The sequence below is a fragment of the Arenimonas sp. genome, assembly GCF_035312645.1.
Classification (GTDB): domain Bacteria; phylum Pseudomonadota; class Gammaproteobacteria; order Xanthomonadales; family Xanthomonadaceae; genus Arenimonas.
The window spans coordinates 1-14,993 of the sequence record NZ_DATGBO010000008.1 but is presented as its reverse complement, the minus strand read 5'-3'; the positions used below and the strand labels follow the sequence as shown (position 1 = coordinate 14,993).

The window sequence follows — 14,993 nt, the reverse complement described above, 5'->3', positions numbered from 1 at the left end:
GACCGACTCCGCCGGCGCGGATTGTCGCATGTTGCAAACGCGCAGCGCATCGTCCGGCCTGACATTTCAGGGACGACGCCTGAACCGGCCAACTCAGAACTCCAGGACCTGCGTTCGTCCACAAAGAACAATGACTTTGTCGAACTCATGCTCGAACGACCAATTACAAGCTTCATCGGGCGCATGAAAATTAGAGGATGCTGGCCAAAGATCCGCAACCATGAGCAACCAAAGCTCATTGCAGTGTTCCCTGTATGCCGGAATCTTGCGCTGTTTCTTTGCGATCAGCTCATGAACCGATTCCCGTTCAAGCCGCTTTGTCTCGCTACAAACCGATCCTGACCAAGTCGTGACTCCGTCAGCTTTCGCGTTCCAGATCGTGACCGCAAAGAGCCATGGCGGATGGCCCTTGGAGCCATCGGAAGCATACGAAATGAATGTCTCCGAGCTAGAAGGACGATTGTTCGCTACGAAGCCTGCCAGCTCACTCGCGAACTCGCCCGGAATCACCTTGGCGTTGTCCAGAAAGGTCGCTATCACAAAGACACTGTAGCCAGCACTGTCCTCGTGAATGGCTTTCGCCCTCTGAATCATGTCCTCTCGTGCTTGCTCGACTTGCCTTTCACTAAAACCATTCTCGGCAAGCCCACTTAGCAAGCGCGTATGCTCAATTCCAACAATACCCCGCTCACATTTGAAGAAGAGGTCCGGCGCCGGCGGACACTGTGGCGAATAACTCCTGGGGGGCAGAAGGTCGGGGCGCAAGGCACTAAGAATCCCTGCGTGGAACATAGCGATCTCCGCATCGCTAGCTCTTCTCATACAACGCCTTCCTCGGCGCCCCGCTCAGCTCCGCGGCGAGTTTCGCGGCCTGCGACGGCTTCAGATATTCAACCAGTTTCGTGTACAGGCGCTGCCCTTCGATCAAGGCCGCATCGGCATCGTCTTCGCAGCCGCGCACGATCAGCACGAACTCGCCCTTGCGCTGATTTTCGTCGGCGGCGACGCGTTCGGCGATCGCGCCCAGGGTATCGCCGAGCACCGTTTCGAAAAGCTTGGTCAGCTCGCGCGCCAGAACTGCTTCGCGTGCGCCACCGAACATCGCGACCAGATCCGCCAATGATTCCTCGATGCGATGCGAACTTTCGTAGAACACCAGCGTGCGCGTCTCGCGCGCGAGGGCAGCAAGACGCTCGCGACGGCCTGACGCTTTCGCCGGCAGGAATCCTTCGAAACAGAAACGATCGCTGGGAATCCCCGCCACCGACAGCGCGGCGATCGCCGCGCACGCGCCAGGCACTGGACTGACCGCGAAACCCGCAGCACGCACCGCACGCACGAAGCGATAGCCCGGGTCGGAAACCAACGGCGTCCCGGCATCGGAAACGAGCGCGAGACTCTCCCCTCCGCGAAGCCGCTCGACGAGTTTCCAGGCCACTTCCTCTTCGTTGTGGTCATGCAGCGCAATCAGCGGCTTTTCCATGCCAAACGCCGACAACAGCTGGCGGGTATGACGGGTGTCTTCGGCGCAGATCGCGTTAACGCCGGCCAGGACCTCGCGGGCGCGGGTGGTGAGGTCGGCCAGGTTGCCGATCGGCGTGGCCACCACGTACAGCGTGCCCGCTTTTGTCGCTGCCATGGCGGCCATCCCCGGTTGAACATCGAGTCGAACGGTTATCATCTTAGCGGCTCTCGCCCCCGGAACCGACCCATGCGCCAACGATTGCTGCCCGTGTTGCTGATCCCGTTGCTGATGACCGCCTGCGCGACCGTCAGCACGATGCCCGCCGATTCGATGCAAGAGCAGGCCGCGAGCAGCCTGCTGGCGTCGGGAAAATTCCGCGAGGCGGCGACCGCTTACGAACAATTCGCTGCCACTGCGCGCGCACCGGCACGCGATCGCGCGCTGGTCCATGCCGCCGATGCCTGGGAACGCGCCGGCGACCACAATGCCGCGCGCCAGGCGCTGGCGCAGTCGAATAGGCACAAGCTCAACGGCGACGATGCCTTCCTGCACGATCTGCTCAGCGCGCAATTCCTGATCGGCGATGGCCACGGTCGCGAAGCATTGGCCTTGCTCAACCAGAATGCCGACAACGTGCCCAAGGCCGATGTCATGCGTTGGCGCAGTTTGCGCGCACGCAGCTTCGAGGCCGCCGGGCAACCGTTCGATGTCGCTGACGAATACGCGTGGATGCTGTCGTCGCTGACCAGCAAGGAACGCTCCGCCAGCGCGCGCAATATCGATCGCCTGCTCGCCGGCATCGACAGCAACACGCTTTCGGGCAAGAGCGCCATGCTCGCCGGCAGTGATCCGCTGTATCCGTTCGCCGCGCGCGAGTTGAGCAAGCGCGGCCTGCCACTGCCGCATCCGGTCGACCGCGCGGCGCAGGTGCGTACGCAGGCGTTCCCGCCGGCCGACAGCGATGGCTATCGCCCGCCCGCGCAACTCGCGGTGCTGCTGCCTTCTACCGGTTCGCTAGCCACCGCCGGTGCCGGCGTGCGCGACGGCATTCTTGCCGGCTACTACAGCGAAACCCGACGTCGTCCGACCATCAAGTTTTACGATACCAACGGCACCGCCGCCGGCGCGCAGAAAGCCGCGGCGCAGGCCGCTGCCGACGGTGCACAACTTATCCTCGGCCCGCTGACCCGCGACGAAGTCAACGCGGTGTTCACGCAGGGCGGATTGGGCATTCCGACCATCGCCCTCAATCGTGGCCAGAATTCGCCGCCTGCCGGCAGCGCGAGTTTCGCGCTTTCGCCCGATGACGAAGGCCTGTTCGCGGCCGACCGCCTCGCCAATCGCGGGCAGCTGAAAGTGTTGGTGTTCAGTCAGCACGACGACAGCGGGCAGCGCGCGTTGTCGGCATTCCGCGATCAGCTGCGTGCGCGCGGCGGTGAAGTCGTCGGTGAAATCACCGTCGATGACGCGACCAGCAATATCGATGCGCAACTGCAGCCCTTGCTTGCCACTGCACCGACCGCGGTGCTGATGGTGCTCAAGGCGCCGCAGGCGCGACTGGCGGCGGCGAAACTCAAGACGACCGCGCTGGCGGCGTTGCCGCGCCTGTCGACCTCGCTGATCCTCAATGGCGGCAATGCGCGATTGGACGGCGAACTCGACGGCATCGAATTTCCGGAACTGCCCTGGCTGCTCGGTCAGCGCAGCGAATTGCCCGATGCCGACACGATGGCCAGCAGCCTGCCCAGCGCTCACGGTCCGGCGCAGCGCCTGTTCGCTTTCGGCATGGATGCCTGGAAGCTTGCCGCCTATCTCGATCGCTTCAGCAACGACGCCGGCTACAGCGTGCACGGTGCCACCGGCGAGTTACGCCTCGACAGCTTCGGCGTGATCCAGCGCGACCCGAGCTGGGCCGTACTCAGCGGTGGCCACGCGCACGCGGCGGTCGATTCGCACTGATCGCGCATGCCGCGCCCGCGAACTGACACCCAGGCGTCGGGCGCCGCCGCCGAAGATGCCGCCTGCACGCTGCTGCAATCGCGCGGACTGGTTCTACTGGCGCGCAACGTGCGTTCTCCGTTCGGTGAGCTCGACTTGGTGATGCGCGAGGACGCGACGATCGTGTTCGTCGAAGTCCGCCTGCGCCGGAACGCGAATTTCGGTGGCGCCGCGATGTCGATCGACGCCGGCAAGCGACGCAGGATCGCGCTCGCGGCGCAGGCCTGGTTGTCGGCCAATCCCGCCTGGCGAAAATCATCCTGCCGCTTCGACGTAATCGCAGCAACGACAAACGCCGACGCCTTGAATTGCGAATGGATCCCCGCCGCCTTCACGCTCGACGATATCGGCTAGCGACCATGCCCATCGACAGGACCAGCCCGGTCGCGATCGTGCCCGCTCCTGCGGGCGAGGCTAGAATCGCGCCATGAGCACCCTGCCCGCCACCGTCGTCGATGAACTGCGTCGCGTGCTGGGCGACGACGGCTTGCTGACCGATTCCTCCGAATGCCTGGCCTACGCCTACGACAATTCGCGTCGCCAGGCGCTGCCCGATGCCGTCGCGCTACCGACCACGCGCGAACAGGTTCTCGCGCTGGTCGCGTTGTGTCGGCAACAGCGGATCGCGATCACTGCGCGCGGCCGTGGCACCAATACCACCGGCGCCAGCGTGCCGATCGCCGGCGGTCTTGTCGTCAGCTTCGAGCGCATGAATCGCATCCTCGCGATCCGCCCCGGCGATCGCGTCGCCGTGGTCGAACCCGGCGTATTGAATGGCGATCTGCAAAAGGCTTTGCAGACGCACGGCTTGTTCTGGCCGCCGGATCCGACCAGCGCGCCTTACTGCAGCATCGGCGGCAATCTCGCCTGCAATGCCGGTGGTCCGCGCGCGGTGAAATACGGCGCCACCCGCGACAACGTGCTCGCGCTCACCGCCGTCACCGGCAGCGGCGATCTCGTGCATTTCGGAGCGGCAGTCACCAAGAGCGCGAGCGGCTACGACCTGTCGCGCCTGCTGATCGGTTCCGAAGGCACGCTTGCCTTGATCGTCGAAGCGACGCTGAAACTCACACCGATCGCGCCGCAGCGGCGCGCACTGCGCGCCTTGTATCGCGACACCGCCAGCGCCGCCGCTGCCGTTGCGCGATTGATGGCGCAGCCGGTGACGCCATCGATGCTCGAATTCATGGACGGCGAATGCGTCCGCCTCGCTCGCGAAGTTGGCGGCGCGGATATTCCCGCGGCCGGCGCCCTGCTGATGATCGAAGCCGATGGCGACGACGCAACGCTCGCCGCGGCGATCGAAGCTCTGCGTATTGCCGCGCAGGGCGATGGCTGTCTTGCTGTCGATACCGCCCCCGACGAAGCTGCGCGGGAAAAACTCTGGGCCGCGCGCAAGGCCTTGTCGCCAGCCTTGCGTACGATCGCCGCCGGCAAGATCAACGAGGATGTGGTGGTGCCGGTCTCGCAGATTCCCGCGCTGGTCGACCGCGTGACCGCGATCGCCTCGAGCCATAACCTGCGCATCGTCTGCTTCGGTCATGCCGGCAACGGCAACCTGCACATCAACATCCTTTTCGACCCCGCCGATGCCGGCGAGGCTGCACGCGCCGAGGCTGCCTTGCCGGAAATATTCGCCGTCGTGATCGCGCTCGGCGGACAATTGTCCGGCGAGCACGGCATCGGTCTGGCGAAACGCGATTTCATGTCGCGCGCTTTCGACGCCGCCACCCTCGCGGCGATGCGTGCGATCAAACAGGCCTTCGATCCCGACGGCCTGCTCAATCCGGGAAAAGTACTGCCGCCATGAACTCGACGCCGATGTCGCGGGTCTTGCCGATCCTGTTGACTCTGTTGCTGCTGCCACTGTCGGCATGCGCGCAGGAAAAGCCCGCCACGCATGTATTGATCGTGGGCAACAGCCTGGTCTACACCAACAATCTGGCGGGGTTGTTCAACAGCCTCGCCGCTGCGCAGCCACAGCCGCAGGCGCAGGACCTGCGCGCCGACATGCTGGTCGCGGCCGGCGGCAGCCTCGCCGAGCGTCGCGACGACGGTGGCGTCGCGCGCGCGATCGACAGCGGACGCTGGCAAGTGCTGGTGTTGCAGGAACGCGGCGGCGTCCTCGCCTGCCTCGACAATCCCAAGCAACGCGAGGAAAACGACTGCCGCGGCAGCGTCAACGCGCATCGCGCGCTGGCGGCGCTGGCAAAAAAGCGCGGAATGCGCGTGATCCTGCTCGGCACCTGGGGTCCCGACGCGATCTGGCAGGGGCAGCTGAGCCGCGGTGTGCGCAGACTCGCCGCGAAGATCGACGCAGAGGCAGTCGACGCCGGACCAGTGCTGCGCGACTACGCCAGCGATCACCCGACGCCGGCGATGTTCCAGGACGACATCCTGCATCCGACACTCGATGGCTCACTGATCCTTGCCGGCCTGCTGTATCGACAGGTATCAGGCCACGTCGCCATGGCGCGCGCGCTGCAGATCGACGCGCCGCTGTATCCAGTCCGCATCCGCCCCGACGGCACGCACCTGACCTCGGAACAAACCGATTTGCCCGGCGAACGCGGCACGAAGATCACAGCCGAACGACTCGAGCCACTGCTGCTGGTGACGGGCGCGGTCGAAGACAAAAAATGATTGCCGCGGAACCCGCCGTTCAGCCCAGCCAGTAAGCCAAGCCCTGCAGCAACAACAGCGCGTACAGGCCCGCCAGCACATCGTCGAACATCACGCCGAAACCGCCGTGCAGCCGGCGATCGGCAAGACCGACCGGCCAGGGTTTCCAGATGTCGAACAGGCGGAACAGCGCGAAGCCGGCCAGCATCCACCACAGACCGGCCGGCGCGAGCAGCAAGGCGATCCATTGCCCGATGAATTCATCCCAGACCACGACCCCGGGGTCGGCGATCTTCGTCCTGGCGATCACCCAATTCGAGGCCCACACGCCGATCGCAAAACCGGCCGCGATCCCGACCAATGCCATCGGCAACGACAGATGCCGCAGCCACAGCCACCACGGAATCAGCGCCGCGAGCGAACCACAGGTACCGGCCGCGCGCGGCGCCAGCCCTACGCCGAAACCACTGGCGATCCAGCCCGCAGGATGGGTGAGTACGACGCGCGTGGGCTGCGGCTCGCTCATGCGTCTTTCGCCGGGAAGTGATCGAAGCCGGCGACGGGCAACACGAAATCGGTTCCTTCCAGCGTGAACAATTGCAGGCCGGCATCGGCGCGAATGCGGCCGATGACCGTGGCGGTGGTATCGCACGCCGCCATCGCCTGCTCGATCGCGAAGGCATCGGCCGGTGCGGCGGTGAAGCACAGTTCGTAGTCGTCGCCGCCAGCGAGTTGCAGTCGCCAACGTTCGTGTTCGTCGGCGAAATGTTCGGCGAGCGGACGCGAAGTCGGCAGGCGACCGAGATCGATCTCGGCGCCGACGCCACTTTGCTCGAGGACATGACCGAGATCGGCGACCAGACCGTCGCTGAGATCGATCGCCGCATGCGCAATGCCGCGCAAGGCCAGTGCGGCATCGATGCGCGGCGTCGGACGGTCGAGGCGATGGCGCAATTTCGCCGACATCAGTCCGCCACGCCGCCATTGCGCGAGACCACCGGCGGCATCGCCCAGTGTGCCGGTCACCCAGACATCGTCACCGGCTTTCGCGCCGCTGCGGCGCAGTGCCGCATCGCGCGCCACGAATCCGTGCGCGGTGATCGTGATCGACAACGGGCCGCGCGTGGTATCGCCGCCGATCAGGGCGACATCGTGTTGCGCGGCGAGTTCGAGGAAGCCGTCGAGAAACGCGTCGAGCCAATCGCCGTCGGCCTCCGGCAGGCTCAGCGCGAGCGCGACCCAGGCAGGCTGCGCGGCCATCGCGGCGAGGTCGCTGAGGTTGACTGCCAGCGCTTTCCAACCGACGTCGGCGGCAGCGGTGTCGGCAGGGAAATGCACGTCGGCGATCAGCGTATCGGTGCTGACCACAAGATCCTGGCCTTCGGGTACGCGCAGCACGGCTGCGTCGTCGCCGATCCCGAGGATCACGTCGGCGCGCGTGCCGGCCCGCTGCCGGATGCGATCGATCAGCGCGAATTCGGACATGTCATTCGCTGATCCGTGGGAGCGGGCGTGATCGCGATTTCTCCAATCTGCGTCGCAGCGGCATCGCGGTCATGACCGCTCCTAGGAGGCTTAGCGGCGCGAGGCCTGGATTTCCGTAGCGCGCCATTCCGTGGCCGCGTGGTCGAGCACGCCGTTGACGTAGGTGTGGCCGTGATCGGCGCCGAAACGCTTGGTGGTTTCGATCGCCTCGTTGATCACCACGCGATACGGAATATCCGGGCGATACAACAATTCGAAGGTGGCGATGCGCAGCACGGCGCGCTCGATCGGGTCGACCTGGGCGATGCTGCGGTCGATGAACTTCGACAATTTCGCGTCGAGTTCTTCGGTCTTGCCGGCGACGCCACGTACCAGCGCTTCGAAATATTCGAGATCGGCGATTTCCATGTCCTGCTCGAGACGGAACTGGTCGATCACCGCGTCGATCGCCGAATGCGACATCTGCCAGGCATACAAGGCTTGCAGGGCGCGGCGGCGGGCGCGCGAACGCGCGGCGGGATCGATGCCATCGGTACGTACCGGCTTCATGCGGGCGACTCGCTCAATTGATGCAACAGGTGGGCCATTTCCATCGCAGCCAGCGCGGCTTCCTCGCCCTTGTTGCCGTGGTTGCCGCCGGCACGCGCTTCGGCGTGGGCATGATCCTCGACCGCAAGCACGCCGTTGGCGACCGGCAGGCGATAGTCGAGCGAAACGCGCATCAGACCGCGCGCGCATTCGTCGGCAACGTGTTCGTAATGACGGGTCTCGCCGCGCACCACGCAGCCCAGCGCGATGATCGCGGCGTAACGACCGCTGGCACCGAGTTCGGCGGCCGCGGTCGGCAATTCCCAGGCGCCCGGCACGCGAATCACGTCGACGTGTTCGGCATCAGTGCCGTTGTCGACCAAGGCGCGCTTGGCGCCGTCCACCAGCACCTCGGTGATGCGCGGATTCCAGCGGCTGGCCAGGATGGCGTAACGGCTGCCTGGCAGCGGGCGGAGGTCGCCTTCGAATCGGGACATGGTCGGGCTTGTGGTCGGCGGGGCTGCAGTTTAGCGCGTGGCGGCGGTCGGGACGTATTCCACGACCTCGAGGCCGTAACCCGCGAGCCCGACCTGACGCCGCGGCGTGCCCAGCACCTTGAGCTGCTTGAGGCCGAGATCGGCGAGGATCTGCGCGCCGGCACCATTGCGCCGCCATTCGGTGAGCTTGGGCGCAGCGACGGCATCGCGTTCGGTGATGCGCTCGAGCAAGGCCTCCGGCGACACCGGCTCCGACAACACCACAACCACGCCGCAACCGGCCTGCGCGACCTGCGCGATGGCATCGCTGGCGCTGATGCCCAGATCCGGGCGCTGCCAGGACAAAACGTCCGACAGCGGATTTTTCACATGCACGCGCACCAGCGTCGGCACGTCCGGCAAGGGCGTGCCGCGCACCAGCGCGAAATGCAGTTCGCGGCTGAGCCGGTCGCGATAGCTGAGCAATTTGAATGGGCCGTGCGCGGTGTCGATGTCGCGCTCGTCGACGCGGTCGACGGTGTGTTCGGTTTCCAGGCGATGACGGATCAGGTCCTCGATCGAGCCGATTTTCAAACCGTGCTCGTTCGCGAATGCCTCGAGCTGCGGACGCCGCGCCATGCTGCCGTCGACATTGAGGATTTCGACCAGCACGCCGGCCGGCTCCAGCCCTGCAAGCAGCGCGAGATCGCAGGCAGCTTCGGTGTGGCCGGTGCGCGTGAGCACGCCGCCAGGCTGCGCCATCAACGGAAAGATGTGGCCGGGCTGAGTAAGATCTGCGGGCTTCGCATCCGGACGCACCGCCGTGCGCACGGTATGCGCGCGATCGTAGGCGGAGATGCCGGTGGTCACGCCTTCGGCGGCCTCGATGCTGACGGTGAAATTGGTCTGGTACGGCGAGTTGTTGTCGCTGACCATCAGCGGCAGGCTCAGCTGCCGGCAACGTTCGCGCGTCAGCGAAAGGCAGACCAGGCCGCGCGCATGCGTGACCATGAAATTGATGTCGGTGGGCCGCACGAGCTCGGCGGCCATGATCAGGTCGCCCTCGTTCTCGCGGTCTTCGTCATCGACGATCACGACCATGCGGCCGGCGCGGATGTCTTCGAGAATGTCGGGGATGCTGGCGAAGGGCATGGCGGAGTTCTTCTATGTTTTGCTTCGTTTATATCGTCATCCCCGCGCAGACGGGGATCCAGTGACTTCGATTCTTTCTATCAACGAAACCAGGAGAGACCCTGGATTGACCGACTTGCGTCGTTGAAAAACACTTCCGCCTGCGCGGGAATGACGGGAATTGTGTATTCGCGTCCTGATTGGCTTTACACGCTAACTCCGATCAAACGTCTGCAGCCGCTCCACATAACGCGCCAGCAGATCTACTTCCAGGTTCACCGCCTCGCCCACCGCCGACTGCGCGAACGCAGTGTTGGCGACGGTGTGCGGAACCAGGTTCACCTCGAAGCCGGCATCGTCGGCGGCATTCACCGTCAGGCTCACGCCATCGACGCAGATCGAGCCCTTCACCGCGATATAGCGCAGCAGCTCCGGCGCCGCGACGAAACGCCAGCGTTGCGAGCGGCCATCGTCCCAGATGCGCTCGACGCGACCGAGGCCATCGACATGACCGGCGACCAGATGCCCGCCCAGACGCGTGGTCGGCAACAACGCACGCTCCAGGTTGACCGGTTCGCCGGCGGCAAGCGCGCCGAGCGTGGTCAGCGCCAGCGTTTCGTTGGAAACATCCGCACTGAAATGCCTCGCATCGAATTCCACCACGGTCAGACAGACGCCGGATACCGCGATGCTTTCGCCAAGCTGCACGTCGGCCATCGGCAAACCAGCAACGGCGATGCGCAGCCGCAGGTCGCCACCGCGTTCCTGCGTACTTTCGATATGGCCGACGGCCTGGATCAATCCGGTGAACATGGAAAAACTTCTCTTGCGCACGAATATGAAAAACCCAGCGTCATCCCGGCGCAAGCCGGGACCCATGTTGATTTTCCTGATGGACCACAATGGGTCCCGGCTTGCGCCGGGATGACGGGGATCCATTTTTTGGCGGCGCGATACACGACCATCACCGCGCCCTCATTGGCCGCAACAACAACCGCAGATCCACACCGACCTGGCGCGAATCGATCACGGTCAGGCCGAGACGATCGGACATCGTCGAGACGTCGAGGCCGCCCAGCAACGGCCGACCGCGATCGCCGAGCAGCACCGGCGCGACATAAAGCAGCAATTCGTCGACAAGTCCTGCGGTGAACAGAGCGCCGGCCAGTGTCGCGCCGGCCTCGACCTGCAATTCGTTGATGCCGCGCTGGCCTAGCTGCGCAAGCATCGCGCCGAGATCGAGCCGGCCGTTCGGGCGCGGCACCGAGTACGCGGCGATTTCGTCGCCGTAGTCGGGAACGATGTCGACCGCATTGACCGCAAGCGTCGGCGCCGAATCATCGAACACGCGCGCCGTCGTCGCCACGCGTGCGCGGCTGTCGAGCACCACGCGCAGCGGTGCGATGAACTCTTCACCGGCAGGAAGGCGCGCGGTCAGCATCGGATCATCAGCGAGCACGGTACCGCTGGCGGTGAGGATGGCGGCGCTGCGTGCGCGCCAGCGCTGCACATCGGCGCGCGCGGCCTCGGAAGTGATCCATTTCGATTCGCCGCTGGCGAGCGCGGTACGGCCATCGAGACTCATCGCCAGCTTGATGCGCACCCAGGGCCGACCGCGTTCGATGCGCGAAAAAAAACCGCGATTGAGTTCGCGCGCCGCCGCTTCCATCAGGCCGATATCGACGATAACGCCGGAAGCCGTGAGTTTGCGGAAGCCTTCGCCCGATACCTGCACATACGGATCACGCGATGCGGCGACCACGCGGGTGACGCCGGCCGCGACCAACGCGTTCGCGCAAGGCGGCGTGCGGCCCTGATGCGCGCAGGGTTCGAGGGTGACGTAAGCGGTGGCACCCATCGCGGCGGCACCGGCGTTGAGCAAGGCATGCGCTTCGGCATGCGCTTCGCCGGCACGCATATGCCAGCCTTCGCCAACGATGCGTTCGCCCTGCGCGATCACGCAGCCGACCATGGGATTGGGCTTGGTGGTGAACGCGCCGCGCTCGGCCAATTGCAGCGCGCGCGCCATCATCGCGTGATCGTTGGCGGTGAACTCGCTCATTCGGCGGCAGCGAGCACGGGCACCAGGCTCATGATCGCGACAGCGTGGCCGTTCAACTGCGCCTGTTCGATCGTCTGCCAACCCAACTGCGTGTAGAAATCCTCGTGTCCGGGCGTGAACAACAGCAGGCGCGGGACATCGTTCAACGCCGCGAGATGCGCGGCAGCTTCGACCAGCGCCTGGCCCAGACCCTGCCCACGCGCTTCCGGATCGACGTAAAGACTAGCCAGCCAAGGGCCGCCGCGATCGCGTAGTTCCGCCGCGTCCTCGTGTACCACGCTCACCGAACCGAGCAAGGTGTCGCCATCGAGCAGGACCAACGTCGTCGGCAAACTGCGGCGAGTGGCGTGATCGGCAAGCTCGGCGGTCGCGATCTTGAGCGTCCAGTCGGAATACAGATGCTGCCATTCGCCGTGATGCCAGGCCGCGAGCGTCGCGATCTTGTCGCGGTGATTCTCGAGATAATCGATGCGCACGATCAGCGCTTCTTGCCGGCGATCGCGTCATCGACCAGCGGCAACTGCCCGGTCGCCATGCCCGGCAGGTCGCGCTCGAGGCGTTCGATTTCCTCGCGGAAATCGGCAACGTCCTCGAACTTGCGGTACACCGAGGCGAAACGCACGTACGCGACCTGGTCGAGCTTGCGCAATTCGTCCATCACGAATTCGCCGACCTTGCGCGAGGGCAGCTCGCGCTCGCCGGTCATGCGCAGCGCATGGATGACGCCGCGCACCGCGACATCGACCTGCTCGGCGGAAACCGGACGCTTCTGCAGCGCACGATCGAAACTGGTGCGCAACTTGCGCTCATCGAACGCCTCGCGGCGACCGTCGCTCTTGATCAACGACGGCAGCTTGAGTTCGGCGGTCTCGAAGGTATTGAAACGCTCGCCACAAGCTTCGCATTCGCGGCGCCAGCGAATCGTCGTGCCGTCTTCCGAAACACGGGAGTCGATCACGCGGGTGTCTTCGTGCTGGCAGAAGGGGCAGTGCATTTATGGGAGACGTATATGAGGAGACGTGAGAGGGGAGACGGGAGACGGGAAATACAGGGGCGCGAGCAATGGCTGATATTTGCCGGGCGCAATCGCGCAAGCGAAGCGAGAGAGCGTTTCCGTCTCTCGTCTCCCCTCTCCCATTTCCCAGCCCTCAGCCATACACCGGAAACTGCTTGCACTGCAGCGTCACATTGCCGCGCACGCCAGCGATCACGCGATCGTCGGCGGGGGCATCGAGCACGTCGCAGATCCAGTTGGCGAGGGCGACGCAGTCGGGTTCCTTGTAACCGCGTGTGGTCACCGCCGGCGTGCCGATGCGCAGGCCCGAAGTCACAAACGGCGAGCGCGGGTCGTTGGGCACGGCATTCTTGTTGACGGTGATATGCGCCTTGCCAAGCGCGGCCTCCGCATCCTTGCCGCTGACGTCGCGACCGATCAGGTCGATCAGCATCAAGTGGTTTTCGGTGCCGCCGGAAACGATCTTGTAGCCGCGCGCCATGATCGCTTTCGCCATCGCCTGCGCGTTCTTCACAACCTGCGCCTGGTAATCCTTGAACGACGGTTCCAGCGCTTCCTTGAACGCAACGGCCTTGGCGGCGATCACATGCATCAGCGGGCCGCCCTGGATGCCGGGGAAAACGATGCTCTGCAGTTTCTTGGTCAATTCCTCGGTCGCGCCTTTGGCGACGATGATGCCGCCGCGCGGACCGCGCAGCGTCTTGTGCGTTGTGGAGGTGACCACGTGCGCGTGTTCGATCGGGCTCGGATAGACACCGGCGGCGATCAGGCCGGCGACGTGCGCCATGTCGACGAAGAAGATCGCGCCAACCTTGTCGGCGATCGTGCGCATGCGCGCCCAATCCACCACCTGCGAATACGCGCTGAAACCGCCGATCAGCATCTTCGGCTTGTGTTCGTCGGCGAGACGTTCGACTTCGTTGTAATCGATAATGCCGTCGGCGTCGACGCCGTACTGCACGGCGTTGAACAACTTGCCGCTGATGTTGACCTTGGCGCCATGGGTGAGGTGGCCGCCGTGCGCCAGGCTCATGCCGAGGATGGTGTCGCCCGGCTGCAGCAACGCAAGGAACACCGCCTGGTTTGCCTGCGAACCCGAATGCGGTTGCACGTTCGCGTAGTCCGCGCCGAACAACTGCTTGACCCGCTCGATCGCCAGCGCCTCGGCGATGTCGACGTATTCGCAACCGCCGTAATAGCGCTTGCCCGGATAACCTTCGGCGTACTTGTTGGTGAGTACGCTGCCCTGGGCCTCGAGTACGCGCGGGCTGGCGTAGTTTTCCGAAGCGATCAGCTCGACGTGATCCTCCTGGCGCTGACGTTCGGATTCGATGGCCTGGGCCAAGGCGTCGTCATAACCGGCAATGCGCATGTCACGGGGGAACATTCGAACCTCGGGCGGGGGCGGAGAAGGCCGAAATTGTAGCCCCGGCGCGGGTTTAGGGCCACCTCAGGGTGGCGTCGACGGCGGCCTTGCGGGATAATCGCCGGCTTGTCGCCACCCTCGCACCGGCCCCGCCTTGGGCCGCGTCCGTGCGCGAAATCCTGTCGAGGAAGCCCCCATGCAATACATCTACACCATGATCGGCGTGTCCAAGGTCGTGCCGCCGAAGCGCGAGATCATCAAGGACATCTCGCTGAGCTTCTATCCGGGCGCGAAGATCGGCCTGCTTGGCCTCAACGGCGCCGGCAAATCGACCGTGCTGCGGATCATGGCGGGCGTGGACACCGACTATCTGGGCGAAGCGCGTCCGCAGCCCGGCATCAAGATCGGCTACCTCGAGCAGGAACCCCGTCTCAATCCCGAGCACACCGTGCGCGAGGCCGTCGAAGAAGGCGTCGGCGACCTGCTGCACGCCCAGGCCCTGCTCGATGCGGTCTACGCCGCCTATGCCGAAGAAGGCGCGGATTTCGACAAGCTCGCCGCCGAACAGCAGCGCCTGGAAGCCATTCTCGCCACCGGCGACGCCGACACGCTGGAGCTGCAGCTGGAAATCGCCGCCGATGCGCTGCGCATCCCGCCGTGGGACGCCAAGATCGGTCCGCTGTCGGGCGGTGAAAAGCGCCGCGTCGCGCTATGCCGCCTGTTGCTGTCGAAGCCCGACATGCTGCTGCTCGACGAACCGACCAACCATCTCGACGCCGAAACGGTGAACTGGCTCGAAGGCCATCTGCGCGCCTATCCCGGCGCGATCCTGATCGTCACCCACG

Annotated in this window: 17 protein-coding genes; 5 read left to right on the top strand and 12 right to left on the bottom strand. The window is 65.0% G+C overall.

Translation table 11 applies throughout. The annotated features are described in order from the left end of the window. Positions 1-93: 93 nt before the first annotated feature. Positions 94-792: a hypothetical protein gene (locus VKM35_RS00715; RefSeq protein WP_324317315.1), complete on the bottom strand. Its 699-nt coding sequence runs from the start codon at positions 790-792 to the stop codon at positions 94-96. A 16-nt stretch (positions 793-808) separates the two neighbouring features. Then, a complete protein-coding gene (gene rsmI / locus VKM35_RS00710) occupies positions 809-1,639 on the bottom strand; it encodes a 16S rRNA (cytidine(1402)-2'-O)-methyltransferase (protein WP_324317312.1) in 831 nt (276 codons plus the stop codon). Between the two features lie 72 nt (positions 1,640-1,711). On the opposite strand from rsmI, the gene VKM35_RS00705 reads away from it, so the two are divergent. The 4 genes from VKM35_RS00705 to VKM35_RS00690 all read left to right on the top strand — a co-directional run bounded on the left by VKM35_RS00705 (position 1,712) and on the right by VKM35_RS00690 (position 6,106). Next, on the top strand, positions 1,712-3,424 hold the full coding sequence (locus VKM35_RS00705) for a penicillin-binding protein activator (protein WP_324317310.1): 1,713 nt from the start codon (positions 1,712-1,714) through the stop codon (positions 3,422-3,424). A gap of 6 nt (positions 3,425-3,430) precedes the next feature. Further along, complete coding sequence (locus VKM35_RS00700; protein WP_324317308.1) at positions 3,431-3,817, top strand: YraN family protein; 387 nt, start codon at positions 3,431-3,433, stop codon at positions 3,815-3,817. A 73-nt stretch (positions 3,818-3,890) separates the two neighbouring features. Next, the gene (locus tag VKM35_RS00695) at positions 3,891-5,273 is read left to right on the top strand and encodes an FAD-binding oxidoreductase (RefSeq protein ID WP_324317306.1); all 1,383 of its coding nucleotides are present in this window, start codon (positions 3,891-3,893) and stop codon (positions 5,271-5,273) included. Beyond that, complete coding sequence (locus VKM35_RS00690) at positions 5,270-6,106, top strand: SGNH/GDSL hydrolase family protein (protein ID WP_324317304.1); 837 nt, start codon at positions 5,270-5,272, stop codon at positions 6,104-6,106. The genes VKM35_RS00695 and VKM35_RS00690 overlap by 4 nt, the downstream gene beginning before the upstream one ends. Before the next feature lie 19 nt (positions 6,107-6,125). Here VKM35_RS00690 and VKM35_RS00685 read toward each other — a convergent pair whose 3' ends face one another. The 10 genes from VKM35_RS00685 to glyA form a co-directional block, all read right to left on the bottom strand. Beyond that, positions 6,126-6,611: a phosphatidylglycerophosphatase A gene (locus VKM35_RS00685; RefSeq protein WP_324317303.1), complete on the bottom strand. Its 486-nt coding sequence runs from the start codon at positions 6,609-6,611 to the stop codon at positions 6,126-6,128. Further along, positions 6,608-7,570 (bottom strand): thiamine-phosphate kinase, encoded by a 963-nt coding sequence (thiL, locus tag VKM35_RS00680; RefSeq protein WP_324317301.1) that lies wholly within the window; start codon positions 7,568-7,570, stop codon positions 6,608-6,610. The genes VKM35_RS00685 and thiL overlap by 4 nt, the downstream gene beginning before the upstream one ends. Positions 7,571-7,660: 90 nt before the next feature. After that, positions 7,661-8,119, bottom strand: a complete 459-nt coding sequence (gene nusB, locus VKM35_RS00675; protein ID WP_324317299.1) for a transcription antitermination factor NusB — start codon at positions 8,117-8,119, stop codon at positions 7,661-7,663. Further along, the gene (gene ribH / locus VKM35_RS00670; RefSeq protein WP_324317297.1) at positions 8,116-8,595 is read right to left on the bottom strand and encodes a 6,7-dimethyl-8-ribityllumazine synthase; all 480 of its coding nucleotides are present in this window, start codon (positions 8,593-8,595) and stop codon (positions 8,116-8,118) included. Before ribH ends, nusB begins: the two co-directional genes overlap by 4 nt. A 30-nt stretch (positions 8,596-8,625) precedes the next feature. After that, a complete protein-coding gene (gene ribB, locus VKM35_RS00665; protein WP_324317295.1) occupies positions 8,626-9,726 on the bottom strand; it encodes a 3,4-dihydroxy-2-butanone-4-phosphate synthase in 1,101 nt (366 codons plus the stop codon). A 192-nt stretch (positions 9,727-9,918) separates the two neighbouring features. Then, a complete protein-coding gene (locus tag VKM35_RS00660; RefSeq protein WP_324317293.1) occupies positions 9,919-10,518 on the bottom strand; it encodes a riboflavin synthase in 600 nt (199 codons plus the stop codon). A gap of 151 nt (positions 10,519-10,669) precedes the next feature. Continuing rightward, positions 10,670-11,767, bottom strand: a complete 1,098-nt coding sequence (ribD, locus tag VKM35_RS00655; RefSeq protein ID WP_324317291.1) for a bifunctional diaminohydroxyphosphoribosylaminopyrimidine deaminase/5-amino-6-(5-phosphoribosylamino)uracil reductase RibD — start codon at positions 11,765-11,767, stop codon at positions 10,670-10,672. Then, a complete protein-coding gene (locus VKM35_RS00650; RefSeq protein WP_324317289.1) occupies positions 11,764-12,243 on the bottom strand; it encodes a GNAT family N-acetyltransferase in 480 nt (159 codons plus the stop codon). Before VKM35_RS00650 ends, ribD begins: the two co-directional genes overlap by 4 nt. Positions 12,244-12,245: 2 nt before the next feature. After that, positions 12,246-12,761 carry a transcriptional regulator NrdR gene (gene nrdR, locus VKM35_RS00645; RefSeq protein ID WP_324317287.1) on the bottom strand — a complete coding sequence of 172 codons (516 nt, stop codon included), beginning with the start codon at positions 12,759-12,761 and terminating at the stop codon, positions 12,246-12,248. A gap of 154 nt (positions 12,762-12,915) precedes the next feature. Then, complete coding sequence (glyA, locus tag VKM35_RS00640; RefSeq protein ID WP_324317285.1) at positions 12,916-14,169, bottom strand: serine hydroxymethyltransferase; 1,254 nt, start codon at positions 14,167-14,169, stop codon at positions 12,916-12,918. 175 nt (positions 14,170-14,344) lie between these two features. Here glyA and VKM35_RS00635 point away from each other — a divergent pair. Beyond that, on the top strand, positions 14,345-14,993 hold a 649-nt coding region (locus VKM35_RS00635), incomplete at its 3' end, for an ATP-binding cassette domain-containing protein (RefSeq protein WP_324317283.1).